Below are 17,323 nucleotides of genomic sequence, written 5' to 3' on the forward strand. Positions count from 1 at the left end.
TCGTCCGTTTTGTCCGTGTTCCCACTGATCAGTGTCGTCCGTTTTGTCCGTGTTCGCCTTGCTACTGTGCGGAAAGCCTGAGCAGTTCTACGGTCATTTGCAGGGCTTTTTCCATGTCTGCAACGTAGATGTGTTCTTCAGTACTGTGTTCGAGCTGTGCGCCGATGCCGACCACGGCCATTTCTATGCCCTGATTGTTGTAGATCGACGCATCGGTGAAGCCCGTGATGAAGGTTGTCGTCGCGTCGACGCCAGCGGTTTTGAGAGCCTTCTTTGCCATCTCAACAGTCCAGGAATCCTCTGGAATGTCGACGGCTTTGCAGAGGTTGTTCACCTCAATACTTACCTGGGCACCGACGGCCTGCACTTCCCGCTCGATAATCTCGACCATCTCTTTTGCGAGCGCATCGGCTTTCTCGTGCGTGAGCGAACGGCATTCGGCGAGGAAACTGGCTTTATCAGGAACACCATTGCGAATCATTCCGCCTTCAATCACCCCGACGTTGGCTGTCGTCTCTTCGTCGAGTCGGCCGAGACGCAGCGCACTGATGGCCTTCGCTGCGGCAACGATGGCTGAGATACCCTTTTCCGGTTCCATGCCTGCGTGGGCAGCGCGTCCGGTAATGGCGACATCAATGGCGAAGTAAGAGGGACCACCGATGACAATGGTATCAAGAGTGTCGTTGTCGAGCAGGAAGCCTTTTTTCGCAGTGAGTTTGCTGTAGTCGAGGTTCTTCACCCCGAGCAGACCGACTTCCTCCTGCCGACTGATCGCGACTTCCACCGGGGGCCGCACCTCGGCGATGCGCAGGGCTTCGAGCATTTCCGCGATGCCCGCCTTGTCGTCAGCCGCAAGAATGGTGTCGCCTTTGGAACGGATGACACCATCGGAAAGCACGGGCTCGATTCCCACTCCGGGTTTCACCGTATCGGCGTGGCAGGAGAGAAGAATCGGATCCTTACCTTCGCAGCCCTTCGCCGGGAAACGGGCGATGAGATTTCCGTACGCATCCGTTTCCGCCTCGCCGCCCAGGGATTCGAATTCCTTCTTCAGGTATGTGATCATTTCGGCTTCGTTACCGGACTCGCTTGGGATGCGAACCATATCCATGAATTGCTGAATCATGCGCTCCGACATGAATGACCTCTGTTCTAGTATTCCACAATATTGTCGTGAATCGCAGCGATACAGCTCGATTCAAGTATCTCCCCTCCCTGTTTCCATAGCAATTAGTCGAACGTAACGTTGACAGTGTTTTCGGTTTCGACCCTGACACCCGGGATGGTGGAAAGCAGGTCTCGCGCATCCGCGGGATTCATGCTGTTCGATTTCTGCAATTCCTCAAAGGCACCCTCCTGCGCGATGACTTTATCGAGATCAACATCCATCAACGTGATGATATTGCCATCGACGAAATGTGCATTGGTTTCCTGGATGCTGCCTTCGAACTCGATTCCAATATAAATGCGCATCCCACGGAAGAACTGCTTCATATCAATATTTTCCATCATGTCCTGTCCGCCGTCCTCGCCTTCGCCACCATCCGCATCTTCGCCGTCTGCGACTTCTACATCGATTGTTTCCTTTTCCTCTTTCTCAGGAATAATGATTTCGAGCTCGGCAGGAGAGCCGGGCGCAAGATGGAACTGAAGGAAATCGTCCTTTCCCTGCTCCTCGCTCATCTCCATCTCGGCGATTTCATCTTCATCGGATGCGGGCATGGAGCTTTCGGGGTCTTCGCTCACACGGAGTTCATTGATGTCGGGGAAAGAATACGTGGCGGTATATCCGATGGACCCGCCTTCGTCGATGTCCTCATAGGCCAGCAGCTCAACACCCGGACCCATGTTTTCCATCTTCTCCCGCACCTCCTCCTCACTGAACATGGGCTCGGGAGGCTCGGGCGATTCGGCCGGTTCCATGTCCTCGCCATCGTCCGCACCCTGATCCTCGAACGCGTTTTTCATCGATTCTCCCATCCCCTGAAGCATACCGGCAACGGCCTTGTTCATTTTGACGGTTTCCTTCATCGTGCCGCTGCCGTCCTTTTTCAGCTGGATGAGGGTGTGTGTTTCAATACATCCCGTGGTGAAAAGAATGGTAACAATAAATGCGAGTATCGGAATAGTGCGTTTCATGCGTGCTCCTTGTATGACTGTGCGTTTGAATGAAGGCAACATACGGAATTCCTTCCATCTCCGGTAGGGAGTCTGGAAGCGTGAAAAACGCCTAGATAAACAGGAGGAGTGACAGCGCCATGACGACCATGCCTGCTATCAGGCCGTAGATGGATAGATGGTGCTCGCCGTATTCGCGTGCGCCGGGCAGCAGTTCATCGAGAGAGATGAACACCATGATGCCTGCGACGGACGCAAATACCACGCCGAACAGCACATCACTGAAGAAGCTGCGAAGCAGAAAGTAACCCAGCAGCGCACCCACGGGCTCAGAAAGACCGGACAGAAAACTCAGGCCAAATGCCTTCTTCCTGTTATTCGTCGCGTAGAAAATGGGGATGGAAACTGCGATCCCTTCCGGGATATTGTGTATGGCGATAGCGACGGCGATCGCCACGCCAAGCGCGGGGTCCTGTATGGCCGAGAGGAATGTTGCGAGTCCCTCCGGGAAATTGTGAATGGCAATGGCCAGGGCGGAGAACATTCCCGTGCGATACAGCCGGCTGTAGTCCGTCGGCTTTTCATCCTTCGACATCTCCTCCACCATGTGCATTTCATGGGGGTTTTCAGCCGAGGGCACGAGCTTATCGATGATGCCGATGAGTGCGATCCCGCCGAAGAAGCCGCCGACGGTCGCCCAGTTGCCATCGACCACACCCATTGAGGAAACGAGTGCATCCTTGGCCTTCACAAAAATTTCCACCATGGAGACATAAATCATCACGCCGGCGGAAAAGCCCATGGAGATGGAAAGGAATTTTGTATTGGTCCGCCTGGCGAAAAATGCCAGCGCACTACCGATGCCCGTGGAGAGTCCGGCAAATACTGTCAGGCCAAAGGCGAAGAGCAGAGGGGAATCCTGCATGATTATTCCAGGCTGTTGTCGGTAGTGTCCCTTTCCCGCGAGGCTGTGCCGGGGGCGGAATGCCATTCGTCGCCCATCACGCACTGCTCATCTTCAAACTCTATTTCAATGGTGAGATGTTCGATATCGTTGCGCAGGATGATGCGCTTTACTTCCATCTTGATCTGCAGCGATTCATCGAGGGATATGCCCGCATCGACCACCACGTGCGCAGAGAGGACATGTCGCTCGCCATCCAGCGACCAGACGTGCATGTGGTGTACGGACTGCACATGCGGGACGCTGAGAATCGCCTTCTCCATCGTCGTGGTATCGATTTCATCAGGCACCGCCTGCAGGAACAGCTTGATGGTCTTGTTGAAATTCACAAAGACGTTGTAGTACAGGATGTACGATGCGATCATCAGTGAGAGGATGGGATCGAGAATGGGAACGTCCCAGTACTGCATCACGATGCTGACGATGAGGACGGCAATCCAACCGAGAACGTCTTCGAGCAGATGCCATGCGACCACACGGGCGTTCATCGACTTCCCCTTGCTGCGCAAACGCAGCATCGCGATGCCATTGAGCAGCACACCGCCGATGGCAAACCACATCATGCCCTGCGCGTTCGGGTTTTCCGGATTGGCGAGTCTGGGCAGGGCCTCAACGATGATGAACACGGAACCCGCTATCAGAACAACCGCATTGAGCAATGCGCCGAGCAGAGAAAATCGGCGATACCCGTAGCTGTAGCGGAGAGTGCGTCCTTTCCCGGAATAGCGTTCCAGAAACCAGCTCAGACCGAGAATGAGACTGTCGCCGAGATCATGCAGCGCATCCGAAAGAATTGCAAGGGAGTTCGTCCACAATCCCCCGAAGATTTCGGCGACTGCGAAAAACAGGTTGAGGAAGAAGGCAAAACCTATTGCCCCGCTGCTCCCATGATCATGATGGCCGTGGTCGTGGCCGTGTCCCATCGGACCGAGTTCCTGTTTGTGAACGAATACTGTCTGTCCTGTTCAACATACGAATTCAGCCGCCACACCCAAAAACGCTGGGGCGTCCGCCACTGAAACGCGGTCACCACCAGTGCACGATGAGCGCAGCGCCCGCCAGCAGCAGCAGGATGGCAACCGCCTTGCGCCCCAGATCGGTTTCACGGAACAGTTTGCCTCCGGTCATTGCGGCCAGAAACACCGAGAGCCGCTTGACGGCAAGGACGAGAGCGACCGGTGCCAGGCTCACTGCCGCGATCTGTGAGAAGCGGTAACCCAGCGTACAGAGTGCGACGAGAAGAATCAACAGCAAATCCTTTTGTGTATCATCACCGCGCCATGGCAGCGCGGAGCGCCGCATGATCAGCGCGATGAGGCTCAGATGCAGTGCGAGAAAGAGATTCTGGAACAGCAGCATCGGAAGTATCGGCATCTGCAGATCGGTGAGCAGATAACGGTCGAGCACCGATGTCGTCGTAAACAGCAGCAAGGCAGCCACGATGGGGAAATATTGACGCGAGGAAAAGAAAACGCGGAAAGGATGCAGCGGTGAACTCCCCGCGCGCATTTCCAGCAGGTAGGTACCACCGAGCAGAAGCAACATCCCTGCGATCTGCGCAACATCCAGCGCCTCTCCCAGTGCCAAGAATGCCGTGAGCGCAACGAGTCCCGGCGTCAGCACCATCAGCGGCAGTGCCTCGCTGAGTTCGTGCGTCTTGATCGCCTGCATGACACTCAGAAATGCGAGGGCGCCGAGCAGGGTTTTGCCAAAAAGAAGGAGTACCGCTGTCCCCTGCACGGCATCGAAACTGATAAAGGGAAGCACCGGCAGCGTGAGCAGCAGTGTCAGCTGTGAGAGGCGTACGGAAAAATCGAGCGCTCCGCGGGAGAAGAGAATTTTCTTCTGCGTGATCGCGGCACCCGCGGAGAGTGCGGCGGAAAGGAATGCGAGACTGAACCAGAGCACCTGTTTTCCTCGAAGGTGATATCTCGTGGGATGAAAAAGACGCTGTTACCAGTGCAGGCGCAGCCGCAATATGAAATTCCGGCCGGGTTCGCTGACGATGATTCCACGCAGTGTGGAGAGATGTCTGCGCCAACTCTGATCAAGTAGATTGTCGACTCCGGCGAGGAGCTGCAATCGCAGCCCGCCGAGGCTAATCGGCAGACTGCGCAGCCGCAGATGAAGCAATACATAGCCGGGTGTTGCCAGCTCGCCTGGAGCGACGTCACGCTGATCGGCTGCGAAACTCGTGAAGACATCGGCTTCGACTGCATCGGCAATATTGCCACGCAGTCCGAGCCGTCCGCCGAACGGCGCCATCTGCGGGAGATCCTCATCAAGGCCTGTATCACGTCCCCGCAGATATTCAATCGATGCGTAGGCGGTAGCGCGGCCGAACAGCCGGTACTCCCCTGCCAGTTCAAAGCCGTAAATCACAGCTTCACCGACATTTTCCTTTCTGTACAGTGTATCGCTCAGCTTGGCATCCACGACAAGATCACGCATGCTGCGCAGATAGCCATTGACGCGCAGGGCTGCGTCCGGCAGTTCCAGGCGGAGTCCGAGATCAACCATGCTGCCTTTTTCCGCCGCCAGGTCAGGGTCGCCCACATACGTGGCCGCGCCGAGCTCGATATACTGATAGCGTTCTTCGAGAGATGGTGCGCGAAATGCGTGGGAGAGATTGAGTGTCAGTGCAGTCGCATCCGTCGCCTGCCACAGCAGCCCGGCATGCGCACTCCATGACAGCTCATCCGACGTTGCAGCCGGCCAGCGCAGCGATCGTGAGGGAGGATCAGCCGTTCGTACTCCATCCCGGATAATATACTGCAGATCGTATGCTTCGTCGTTTTCGACATGGATGGCGTCGAGACGTCCCCCGGCTGAGAGCCGCAGCCGTTCACTGACCAGCGGCACATCGTCCTGCACAAACAGTCCGACTGATCGGAAACGCGCTACCGGCAGAGGCAGATCGGCGATCGTTGTGTTGTTTGCCGCGATCTCCCGCAGCCGAATTCCCTCATACCTTCGCTGCCAGGCATCAACGCCGCTTCGCACAGTGTGTGATCCCATTTGCAAATGTGCCGTGGCCTGTGTACTCCACATGTCGTGTTCGGCTGAGGGACGAAGGGTGACCGCCGGATTTGGGATAATCTCCACGTTTCGGTCGATGCGCTGCCGGGCGACGGCCAGGGACAGCCGCTGCATGACACTGCCAAGGGGATCAATAACGTACTCCGCGGAGAACATTTCGCGCTCCTCATCGGGGTAACGGGCAGATGCAAACTCCGGGAAAGACGCGCCACCGGGAATACCGACATCCTCCGCTCGCATGCGCTGCCAGCGAACCCGGAACTGCTGCGCTTCGGTGATGCGCATTCCTCCCGCGACAGCGATGCTGTTGTCGTGAAAACGTGAATCCCGGAGTACGCCATCCGGTGTCTGCGTATCCTCCGCTGCGCGCAGCCTGCCATGCGCATGGAGATACCACCGTTCGGCCATCGCATCGACCGACAGTGCAGCATCCGCAGCGTTATTGACCGTGGCGATTCCGCTTTCCACGGTTCCCGCGAACTGCAGAACGGGCGAGAATCCGCCGCTCCTGGTCTGTATCTGCACCACTCCCCCCGTCGCTCCGCTGCCGTACATGCTGGAGGAGCCGCCACGCAGTACTTCAATGCGGCGGACATCGGAGACATCGACGAGCGACATCCCCGCTGCGTGCGCGGTAGCTGTTTCGATGCGCACACCATCGATGAGCGTAACCACGTTCGCACGCTGCAGTCCGCGAATGGCGATGTCCGTTCCCCACACACCGTCCCGCACAAGCTGAAGGCCCGCTTCGGCATCCAGCGCATCCGGAACGCTTACCGGCTGCCGTTCGAACAGCGTCCGCGCCGCGATCACGGAAACAGGCTGGGGGATATTCCTCAGCAGGTCATGCATACGTGTAGCCGTTACCGTCACGGCACCGAGCTCCACGCTGCGCGGCTGCAACCGGACTTCCACCTGCGCGCGGCTGCCGGAAGAAAGGGTGACCTGCCTCTGCAAGGGAGCATATCCGACATGTGAAATACGAAGGATGACGCGACCCGGTTGGAGTCCGGTCAGAAGAAAGCTTCCGTCCGGATTGGTGATTGTTCCGCTCGTACAGCCTTCGACACGTACATGCGTGCCTTCAAGGGGATTTCCCTGTGCGTCGAGGACATGGCCTTCGAGCCCGGCGGCAGACTGCGCCGAAAGTGGAACTGTGGCTGAGTACTGGGAAAAAAGGAGAATCAGGATGGGGAGAATTCGTGAGGAAATGCGGTGCATGAGAGAACCTTTGCGACAACTGTGTGACAACCTTCATGACCGCATCCATCGCAGCGTCCTCCTGGGTGCAGGATCCTGCGCAATACAATGCCACGTGGGGACGGCACTGCAGCCGCAGCCATGGTGTTGACATCCTCTGTATCTCTCACCGGCGTCCTCACACCGGCGTACATCACAAAAATACAATGACTTTTACTTCCCGCCAACGGCTTTCTCCCGAAATGGGAATCCGGCCGCCACGGGGTGTGTATGACGAACGTTACCCTGGTGGATTACAGCTCGACGATAAGCACCACTTTCTTTCCGTCACGCATGACATCCACGCTGATGCGCTGGCCGGACTTGAATTCCGACAGGCGATCCATGTACTGGTAGATGTCTTTCACCGGTTTGCCTTCCATGGCGACGATGACGTCACCCTTTTTCATACCTGCGCGCGAGGCGGGACGACCGTCGATTACAGCATCGGCGCGGAGTCCCTCGGTCCCGCTTCCCGAAACGTCGGGCATGATGCCGAGCGTGACTTTGAAGCGCTTGGATGCAGGGGGACGACTTTTCGGTCCCGCTTCCGCATAGACCAGTGCATCACTGCGGGTGGCAACAGCAGTGATGATATCTGTCACGAGATCGGCGACGAGTTTCTCGCCCGGGAAATTGCAGAGTTCCGTATCATCCGATGGCAGATGGTAGTCTTCATGAATACCTGTGAAAAAGAAGAGAACCGGAATATTCTCCGTGTAAAAGGATGCGTGGTCAGAGGGACCATAGCCCTCAGGCGACATCGTGGCGGTAAATCCGTCTTTCTCTACCACGCTTTTCACCATGTCTTCGAGTCCCGTTGCCGTCCCCGTTCCACCGATACTCAGCGTTTTCTCCCCTTCCTTCATGTGTCCCACCATGTCAAGATTGCACATGAGCACGGTCTTCCCGAGATCAACCGGGGGATTGGCGACGAAGTATTTCGACCCGAGCAGCCCCATTTCCTCGGCGGTGAAGCATACCACGAGCACGGGACGCGGAAGCGGATGCGCGGCGATGCGCTCAGAGATCTCGATCACCGCGGCTGTACCGGATGCATTATCGTCCGCCCCATTGTGCACAGCGACAGTATCGGGAGCGCGCGAGCCGGAACCGGGGCCTCCCATTCCGAGATGATCATAGTGCGCTCCCACAATAACGTACTCACCGGCGAGTTCCGCATCGCTCCCGTCGATCACACCGACGACGTTAACGCCGTCCACACTGTGTCGCTTCAGCTGCGCATTCCCGGCAACCATACCGGTGGTTTCGCATGAAACCGGTGCTCGTTCCGTATTCAGTTTCGCTTCCAGCTCCGCCACGCTCATCCCACTGAGCAGCTGATCCGCCAACGCACGCGAAATGCTGAGTACGGGAATATCCATCGAAGCTTCCTGCTTCTGGTAGTTCAGCTCGACGAGCGCATCCTCTTTCTGGAAAGCCGGACCGGAGGCGAACAGTACGCCGGCGGCGCCGTGATCCATGGCAACAAGAGCCTTTTTCCGCAATGAGGAAAAGGGGTCGAAGTCGCCGCTGTCTTCGTCGGGACTGCCACGCAGTATCAGCACCCAGTGCCCGTCGACTTCACGTCCGTGATAGTCATGCCATGCACTCGAGTCCAGCTCATAATCAAAGCCGTATCCCACACACACGACACCGGCACGCAGCGACTTCTCTGCTGAAAACGACAGAGGGATGAAATCCTTCTGCAGCACCGCTTTCGTCTCACCTATCTGCAGCGACGATTGTGTCCCAGCGGAAATATCGATGATGATGGGGAAATGCTGGAAGCCATCGTCGGCCAGCAGGCGAACACCGGCATCGCGAAACTGACTGCGGATGTATTCAGCAGCCTTGAGCGCGCCCGGGTCCGAGGGATGGCGTCCTTTGAGCGCATCGGAAGCGAGGTAGCTGACATGCGCATGCAGTTCGTCCGCAGTGATCTCCTGCGATACCTGGGCGACAAGAATGCCAGGGAAAACGATGCAGGCGGCGAAAAAGGCGAGAAAACGTGTAGGAGACATACCGAATCCGGAATCGAAATAAAAAAACCTTTAGACTGCACAACAGTGCAGCCTAAAGGTACACAAGAAATCCGATATGGAGCACGGATAATCCCGAATTCGGGCCTTCGTCAAATCCCGCGCGGCAGTTACTTGCTGACCAGATCCACGTCAAGCGTCAGTTCCTCGTCACCGCGCTTGACGATGACGGGCACGGTTTCGCCGGGACTATGACGGCTCATCGCTGTCATGTAGTCATAAATATTGCCCACTTCCGTTTCACCGAATTTGATCATGATGTCGCCACCTTTCAGGCCGGCTTTTTCAGCCGGACTCCCCGGGCTGGTCCCGGTAATTCTGAAGCCGCCCTCGGTGTGCGCGTAATCAGGGATGGTCCCGACATAGACGTTGAAACGTGCGACGCGCTTCTCCTTGGGCGTCTCTACGCGGGTGAAGGGAATGCTGTCGAGCACATCCGCCCGCTCCACCAATTCACGCACATAGTTGACCACTTCCGTTTCACCCACGTAGTTGACACGGTCCGCGTCGTCGGTGGGACGATGGTAATCCGTATGCAGTCCCGTAAAAAAGAACAGGACGGGGATGTTCTTTGCGTAGAAGGACGAGTGATCGCTTGACCCCTGCCCATCCTGGATAAGTGCCAGATCAAAATTCTCGTCATCGTTTTCCTCTTCTACCATTTCTTTCCACACCGGCGAGGTCCCGATGCCCTGGACGTTCAGACGCCGGGTATCCTTTTCCAGTCGTCCCACCATGTCGAGATTGAACATGGCCTGGATATGCTCGAGAGGGATTGTCGGGGCGTCCGCGAAATGTGCGGAACCGAGCAGTCCCATCTCTTCACCGCTGAAGGTCATGAACAGCAAGCTGTGCTCGGTCGGATGCGCCTTGAAATATTCCGCCAGTTCGAGCACTCCGGCAGTTCCCGATGCGTTGTCATCCGCACCATTGTGAATCTGCGGTTCCGTGCCACGGTAAAGGCTCCCCTCCTGTCCCCATCCGAGATGATCGTAATGCGCGCCGACGACGAACACCTTGTCTTTCAGCGCATCATCGGTGCCGGGCAAAAAGGCGAGTACGTTGCGCGTCTTTTTCCGCACGAGAGAGACATTGAAGCTTCCGCGAATTTCGCAGTCCGCGTCCGCCATGGCCCTGCTACCGCCCGCGTATATGTCCTCAAGGCTTCCGCTCATGCCCGCGGCAGCAAAAAGCTGCTTTGCCGCGGAGGGACTGATGCGCGCAACGGGTATTCCGGAGGATGTCGCTGCGCCATCGTAATGCAGTTGACGGAGCTTCGCCTCGTTGTCGTGAATGATCAGCAGCGCGGCGGCGTTGCGTTCACGCGCCAGCAGCTCCTTGCTGCGCGCGGAGGCGAACATCGGCACACTGCTGTGCGGATCCGCATCGTCCGGATATCCCGCGCGCACGATCACGACCTTGCCCTCGACATCCAGCCCTTCATAATCGTTCGTCTTCTCATTCGGCGTGACGATACCATACCCGGCGAACACCGGTGGTCCCTCGAACGCGGTTGAACTGGAGAATGCATACGGCATGAACTGCATGGTATCGACAGGCTGCAGCGTACCCCCACCCGGCGACACACCCAGGGTGTTGTTCGATGAGGCTGCACCGGTGATGACCTCGAACGTCTGAAAATACGTCCCGTTCTCCCCGCCCGGTTCGAGTCCGTACCTGCGAAACTCCCGCGCGATGTATTCGGCGGCGAGGTCGATCGATGGCGTCCCGGTTCCACGTCCCTCGAGTTCATCCGAAGCCAGCCATTCGATGTGCCTGCGCAGCTCCGCACCTGTAATATCCGGATCCGATGCGATGGACACCGGCGGCAGTTCCTGCGCACCGCTCTGCGCGAACGCGGGGATGGTGAAAGCGAGCAGCAGCAGGAGAGAGAGAGAAGTTTTCATATCAGCATTATCCTTGATGACAGAATGGATGCAATATAAACACCAATTTGCACAATCATGTTTCCGGGATCCTTTTGCCAGCGCTTCTGAGGGAATACCTGCAAGCGATGCACGGTGAAAAAGACGCGGGATTATCATATATTCATTTCATCCAGGCAATCACGTATTCCAGAGTCCAGGAGGTTACGCATGGCAAGTATCTTTTCCCGCATTACGGATATTTTCAAAGCCAATATCAACGACATTCTCGATCGGGCAGAAGATCCGGAGAAAATGATCAAGCAGATGGTCATCGAGATGGAAGAGGCTGTCAACAAGGCCACCACCGCGGTTGGTGCTGCAATAGCCAATGAGAAGCAGCTGGATCGCCAGCATGCTGAAAAGAAAAAACTGGCAGCGAAGTGGCAGGATCGCGCCGTCAAGGCGGTGAATGCCGGACGCGACGATCTGGCCCGGCAGGCCCTCGAGAAAAAGAACATGTTCGATAAAGCCGCGACCGATCTCGAGGCCCCGCTGGCTGAGGCCAAAAACACCTCAACCACCATGCGCAGTCAACTCGACCAGCTGAAGGCCAAGCTCGACGAAGCGCGGGTGCGCGAGGGAACGCTCATCGCGCGGCATCAGGCGGCAAAGGCGAAAAAGCAGATCTCTTCAGGACTTGCGGGCATAGGTGACGGCGCCTTCGCGAACTTTGATAAGTACGAGCAGAAAGTGCTCAAAGCGGAAAGTGAAGCTGAAGCCATGGCGGAACTCGCAGGCGACACAACCTCAGTCGAGGAGGAATTCGCGAAACTCGAAGCCGGCGATTCGGTCGAAGAAGAACTTGCGCTGCTCAAGGCGGCTGCAGAGAAAAAGTAATTCCGGAAACAGATAGCGCAAGGAGCAACGAGTATGGCAAATATCGTCACGTCAACCCGTGTGAAGGTAAAGAGGTACCTCAAGGAGATTTACGGGCGGAATTACAAAAACATGGTCGAAGAAGTGGAGCAGTCGTTCATCATCCGCCGTGGCTCCGCAGCAGTGCATGTATCCGTTAAACCCCTGAGCAAAAACGACTGCATCGTCAATGCGCTCTCGTACGTCGTGCAGGGTGCGAAGATCGGACCGAAGGTTCTTGGTCTGCTCATGCGCCGCAATGCCACCTATCCCATCGGGGCATATGGATTGCTTTTCGACGACACTATCGTCTTCAGCCACAGCATCGCGGGCGCCAACCTCGATCCGAACGAACTCCGTACCACGATTGCGACCGTGGCCTTCGTCGCCGATGAAACGGATGATGAGATACGGGCGATGTCTGGCGGACTCCGGGCCGTCGACGCCATCGGCATCATGGACACCGACAGTCCCTCACCCGGCAAGCGCAAACGTAACGCCTCGACGAAAAAAGCAAGCGTCGGAAAGAAAGCACCGGCGAAGAAAAAAGCGACGCCCACAAAGAAGAGCAGCACAAAAGCCGTGCCGCGGAAAAAGGCTGCGCCACCTAAAAGAGCGTCAAAGAAGAAATAACGCGTTTTCTACTGAGTACAGGGGCCAGTGCGGCCCCTGTTTCATTTCGTCACCAAGGAGCCAGTCATGCTGCGATCGGTGATGCACCGGGGGAAGCCATGCATGCACGGAAGCCTCACGCTTCTCAGTGTTGTCATGATGCTCACTCCCCTTTCACCGCTTCCGGCACAGCATCAAACGCGACACGCTGTATCCCTGGAGTACTCCGGCCTGATGCTGTATGGCAGTCCCGAGGTGGGCTATGAAATCATTGTCTCAGAACGCACCAGTTTCCGTTTTGGATTCGGTGCGCCTTACGTCACGACGATACTGGCAGATATCGAAGGGTATGGTGGCTCCGCCATGGTGAATTTCATGAGCCGTGGGATATACAAGTTTGAATGGTCCGCCGGGATATCAGTAATGCGCACGAATTTCGGCCTCACGTTCAGCGACGAGCGCTACGATCTGGGATTGCATGTGTTCCCTGCGGTCAGCGTGGGCTTCCGAACCCTGCCCCGGCGAAGCGGATGGTTCTGGCGCGCAGGTGCTGCCTGGATGTATGGCTTCGGGTTGCCACTGCATGTCGGTATCGGATACGTCTTCTGATTGAAGCGCTCTTCCTGCTGCGCGGCGATCTCACGGCCCTGGCATTTTGACAAATTGCGTGAAAACTCCCATATTGACATGTATTAACGGATTTCGTAAACCGGCAACAGATCCATTATATAGAAGGAGCATCGCATGCCCGCAGCGATTCAGCAGTGGCCCGACGACAGCCTGGAACGACAAGCCTACAACGCAGTGGAGAATGTCCCGGTCGTGGAAGCGAATGACCGCAACCGCCTCGGGTATCATGTTTTTCTGTATCTGAAAGGCGAACTTCCCAGTGTGGAGGAGGCAATCCACGTCGCCCAGCCTCGCATGCTTATCGATAAGGCGGAAGCATTGCGACGCATCACGAATGCTCTGCAGGCCGGAGAAAGTGACGGCAACTGATGAGTGTGCAAAACGAACGCACGCATGAAGAAAAATTGCGGAACGAACAGCGGAGTTGTCCCCAGTGCGGTTTTGTCATCACGAATCCGATGACGGACCGCTGTCCGCGCTGTTTCAGCCATGTTGCACGGGCTGAAGCAAATTGCGGCAGCTGCACGTGGCAGGGAAACTGTGAATTCGCACATCTTGTTCATTCTACAGCAAAAGAAAAAACGTAAATACAATCTATCACTATACGAGGCACGCAATGCAGATTAAAGAACAGATCGAAGGGGATGTCGTGGTTCTCTCCATGCGGGGCAACCTCATGGGCGAACCCGAAACTTCGGAGTTCCGCGACAAGATCAAAGATCTCGTGCGCGACGGCTTCCTGAAAATCGTCCTCGACGTCTCAAAGATTAAATGGCTCAACAGCTCCGGTCTCGGTGCATTGATTTCGGCGCTTGCCAGCGTTAACAACAGCGGCGGCGACATGCGCATCGCCAATGTCACGGAGAAGATCAAAAGTCTGTTCATGATCACCCAGCTGATCAAAGTGTTCAAAACCTTTGAATCCACCGAACGGGCCGTCGCCAGCTTTATTGTGGATCCGATCAGCGGGAAAAAGAGCGAGGAGGCGTAACCCGTCATCGCAATCCTCTCTCACCCCAACGTTGTTTGTTATTGTGGCGCCGTCGCGGAAGCGGCGGCGTTTCTTTTTTTCCAGCCCAGAATGGCGCTGCTGCCGGGGAGAACTTCCAGTGCCTGATCAAACCTCGCGTCCGCTTCCGCATACATCCCGTGCTGCGACAGGTAAATCCCGCGATTGCTGATCATGTTGGCATAGAGTTCCTTGATCGCAGGGACCAGCCGTTCATCGCTCACGAAGTTCCGGAAGCGCAGATCAGGCCAGAACAGCTCGTTCGGCGGCGGAACATCCTCGGGCCGGTACAGGCGGAATGCGAGTCCTTCGGGAACACGCTCATACCCCTCACCAAACTGCTTTTCCATTTCGATCGTCAGATACACGGGGCGCTCGGGGTAGCTGCGATCAATCATGGCGTTGATCAGTCCATTATACGCAGCTTCGATCATGGTTGGATTATAGGGCCGCCCCTCTTCGAATTTTGCGAGCTCAACTTCGAAACGTTCCAGCTCGTCCTTCACCAGCGCCGCAAGTGCGGGATGATTGTTGCGCAGCTGCTCGAGATACCAGGAACGGCGAAACAATTCCTTGTCCAGCACAATCACGTCGGGACGCAGGTTTTCCACCAGCTGGTAGTAGTAACTGGCCGACACCCAGTAATCCCATTGATAGGAGATTATCAGCGCATTTTTCTGCAGGGAAGCGAATACCCCGTGGGTATAATCCTCAACCAGGGTATTCCCGGCCTGTGAGACCCTGGATGCGTTGAGCAGCAGTGGAAACACCAGCAGGGCCCCGACGATGGCAGTGCCTGCGGTCGCGGACATTCCTTTCGCGACCATCGACGGGAGTTCGGCAATGGTGAAGGATGCCCAGATGGCGAGAACAAAGAACGCCAGCAGAAAATAGCTGTCGATATCGTGGATGTCATAGCCTGATGCCCAGACGAGACAGGTGAGAAAGAGCAGTAGAAGATACGCGGCCAGCGGGGCACCGCGTTTCCAGCTCAGGAACGCGCCGATCACGGCAGCTGCAAAGCCGGCATAGACCATGTCACGCGTGAATGCCGTGAACGCGTAGGCAAACTGCTTCTGCCAGGCCGCTGCGCTCGAGAACATCCACACGCTGTACTGCGCCCCGGAAACATGCCGGTACAACGCATTGAGTGTCACAGGATCTCCCCAGTTCAGCCACGGATCGGACGCTGCACGCAGCGGCAGATACAGGTATGGCAGGAGTCCCGCGGCAAACACCGGCACGGCAACTGCGACATCGCGCCAGAACCCTTCCCGCTTTCCATGCTGCCATACGAGAAGGACAGCGAATGCGGGGAGGAGAAAAATCGTGCTCATATGATTGCCGAATGACAATCCCAGCAGAAGCGCGAGAACGAGCAGGCGCCTGCGAAAAGTGTCACTTTCGCTCTCAGGCACAAAGAACAATACCGCACTGCGCCAGAGCAGCAGTGACAGCATGAACACATGAAGTGGATACACTTCGATGCTCAGCGCCGTACGCCAGTACGTGCCCGAGAGACCAAGCAGCAGGGCGCCGGCGAACGCGGCAGCGAGCGGCAGCATGCCGCCCGGGGTTACGGACGTTGACCGGACAGAAGAGGCCGACTTCTTCGCGTTTTTCTGTTTCTTTGCCACCCCCCTCTTTCTTTTCACCGGTACGGTCAGCAACACATACAACCATTGTACTGTCACACCCGCCGCCGCTGCACTCAGGATCGCGGCGAAGAGGTTCATGCGATAAATGCCGTCACCCAGCGGAAGGTTCGCCCAGAGACCTGCGAGCAGCGTGAAGAGAGGATAGCCGGTAGGATGCGCGATTCCCCAGGTGTGCGCAACGGCCGATAGCTCGCCTGCATCAATGAAATCCATGGAGGGTGCCAGGGTGAGCACGTAAACGATCAGACAGAGCAGAAATACGGCGAGCGATGCGAACCACCGCAGGCGGCGGGTTTCCGTCATGACTTCTTCTCTCCTTCAGGCATTTCGGTGATGTTGAGAAAATAGTCTTCCAGGGAACGCCGCGGCGCAAACGATGCGACAGCGATGCCCGCATTCACGAGCGCCGCGTTGGTGCGCGCCAGGTCGCCGTCGGCGAGCACACAGGAAATTTCATCGTCCTGCGTACGAAGTTCACGCACCCACTCCATACCTTCGAGCAGCGCATGCGCCTGATCGAGCGGCTGCGCGGAGATGCGTACGCTGATGCTGTCCTCACCGAGCAGATCCTGCACACTCCCCTGCACGACGAGCCTGCCCTGATGCAGGATGCACATCCTCGTGGCCACCTGCTCGATTTCATGCAGAAGATGAGAAGAAAGAAAAATCGTCATCCCGTGCTCGCGGTTCAGCCTGAGTATGAGCTCCCGCACTTCCTTCATTCCCTGCGGATCGAGTCCGTTTGTCGGTTCATCGAGGATAAGCAGTTCCGGGGTCGGCAGCAGCGCCTGTGCGATGCCGAGCCGCTGCTTCATGCCATGCGAGTAGGCTTTCACCCGATCCCCGGCCCTGTCGGCGAGGCCGACGATTTTGAGCACCTCCCGGATACGCGTGTGGTCCACATCCCCGTACAGTGCTGAAACAATTTCAAGATTTTTGCGGGCACTCAGATAGAGGTAAAAGTCCGGACGCTCAACGAGTCCCCCCACCTTCGCCAGCACGCTGCGGTCTTCCCTGACATCTTTCCCGAAGAGTTCGAGTCGACCGTGGGTAGGAGCGATCAGCGACAGCACCATGCGGATCGTGGTGCTTTTCCCCGCGCCATTGGGACCGAGGAAGCCGTAAATATCTCCGCGCTGTACGGCGATATCGAGTCCCTCAACGGCGACGCGTTTGCCGTAATTTTTTCCGAGTCCCTGGGTACGAAGAACGATGTCTGTTTCCGGCAT

At 56.7% G+C, this 17,323-nt stretch carries 15 protein-coding genes; 5 read left to right on the forward strand and 10 right to left on the reverse strand.

The window, feature by feature from the left end:
- Positions 1 to 61: 61 nt before the first annotated feature.
- The 8 genes from KQI65_16965 to KQI65_17000 form a co-directional block, all read right to left on the reverse strand.
- Complete coding sequence (locus tag KQI65_16965) at positions 62 to 1,138, reverse strand: M20/M25/M40 family metallo-hydrolase (protein MCB2206438.1); 1,077 nt, start codon at positions 1,136 to 1,138, stop codon at positions 62 to 64.
- 92 nt (positions 1,139 to 1,230) lie between these two features.
- Positions 1,231 to 2,139, reverse strand: a complete 909-nt coding sequence (locus KQI65_16970; GenBank protein MCB2206439.1) for a hypothetical protein — start codon at positions 2,137 to 2,139, stop codon at positions 1,231 to 1,233.
- A 91-nt stretch (positions 2,140 to 2,230) separates the two neighbouring features.
- Positions 2,231 to 3,043, reverse strand: a complete 813-nt coding sequence (gene zupT / locus KQI65_16975) for a zinc transporter ZupT (protein ID MCB2206440.1) — start codon at positions 3,041 to 3,043, stop codon at positions 2,231 to 2,233.
- 2 nt (positions 3,044 to 3,045) lie between these two features.
- Positions 3,046 to 4,005 carry a cation diffusion facilitator family transporter gene (locus KQI65_16980; protein ID MCB2206441.1) on the reverse strand — a complete coding sequence of 320 codons (960 nt, stop codon included), beginning with the start codon at positions 4,003 to 4,005 and terminating at the stop codon, positions 3,046 to 3,048.
- Between the two features lie 103 nt (positions 4,006 to 4,108).
- Positions 4,109 to 4,990: an EamA family transporter gene (locus tag KQI65_16985; protein ID MCB2206442.1), complete on the reverse strand. Its 882-nt coding sequence runs from the start codon at positions 4,988 to 4,990 to the stop codon at positions 4,109 to 4,111.
- 45 nt (positions 4,991 to 5,035) lie between these two features.
- The gene (locus KQI65_16990; protein ID MCB2206443.1) at positions 5,036 to 7,342 is read right to left on the reverse strand and encodes a TonB-dependent receptor; all 2,307 of its coding nucleotides are present in this window, start codon (positions 7,340 to 7,342) and stop codon (positions 5,036 to 5,038) included.
- Positions 7,343 to 7,614: 272 nt separating this feature from the next.
- Positions 7,615 to 9,384 (reverse strand): M28 family peptidase, encoded by a 1,770-nt coding sequence (locus tag KQI65_16995; GenBank protein ID MCB2206444.1) that lies wholly within the window; start codon positions 9,382 to 9,384, stop codon positions 7,615 to 7,617.
- A gap of 128 nt (positions 9,385 to 9,512) precedes the next feature.
- A complete protein-coding gene (locus KQI65_17000; protein ID MCB2206445.1) occupies positions 9,513 to 11,309 on the reverse strand; it encodes a M28 family peptidase in 1,797 nt (598 codons plus the stop codon).
- 189 nt (positions 11,310 to 11,498) lie between these two features.
- On the opposite strand from KQI65_17000, the gene KQI65_17005 reads away from it, so the two are divergent.
- The 5 genes from KQI65_17005 (at position 11,499) to KQI65_17025 (ending at position 14,418) form a co-directional block, all read left to right on the forward strand.
- Positions 11,499 to 12,167, forward strand: a complete 669-nt coding sequence (locus KQI65_17005) for a PspA/IM30 family protein (GenBank protein ID MCB2206446.1) — start codon at positions 11,499 to 11,501, stop codon at positions 12,165 to 12,167.
- Between the two features lie 33 nt (positions 12,168 to 12,200).
- Entirely contained in the window at positions 12,201 to 12,818 is a 618-nt protein-coding gene (locus tag KQI65_17010) for a YbjN domain-containing protein (protein MCB2206447.1), read from the forward strand.
- A gap of 102 nt (positions 12,819 to 12,920) precedes the next feature.
- The gene (locus tag KQI65_17015; protein MCB2206448.1) at positions 12,921 to 13,406 is read left to right on the forward strand and encodes a hypothetical protein; all 486 of its coding nucleotides are present in this window, start codon (positions 12,921 to 12,923) and stop codon (positions 13,404 to 13,406) included.
- Between the two features lie 135 nt (positions 13,407 to 13,541).
- On the forward strand, positions 13,542 to 13,796 hold the full coding sequence (locus KQI65_17020) for a hypothetical protein (GenBank protein ID MCB2206449.1): 255 nt from the start codon (positions 13,542 to 13,544) through the stop codon (positions 13,794 to 13,796).
- A gap of 247 nt (positions 13,797 to 14,043) precedes the next feature.
- On the forward strand, positions 14,044 to 14,418 hold the full coding sequence (locus KQI65_17025; GenBank protein ID MCB2206450.1) for an STAS domain-containing protein: 375 nt from the start codon (positions 14,044 to 14,046) through the stop codon (positions 14,416 to 14,418).
- Positions 14,419 to 14,456: 38 nt separating this feature from the next.
- Here KQI65_17025 and KQI65_17030 read toward each other — a convergent pair whose 3' ends face one another.
- Both KQI65_17030 and KQI65_17035 read right to left on the reverse strand, forming a co-directional pair.
- Positions 14,457 to 16,397, reverse strand: a complete 1,941-nt coding sequence (locus tag KQI65_17030) for a DUF2723 domain-containing protein (GenBank protein MCB2206451.1) — start codon at positions 16,395 to 16,397, stop codon at positions 14,457 to 14,459.
- Positions 16,394 to 17,323, reverse strand: coding sequence for an ABC transporter ATP-binding protein (locus tag KQI65_17035; protein ID MCB2206452.1), 930 nt, complete (start codon positions 17,321 to 17,323; stop codon positions 16,394 to 16,396). The genes KQI65_17030 and KQI65_17035 overlap by 4 nt, the downstream gene beginning before the upstream one ends.

This window comes from bacterium, from assembly GCA_020444325.1.
GTDB lineage: Bacteria > Bacteroidota > Ignavibacteria > SZUA-365 > SZUA-365 > BM516.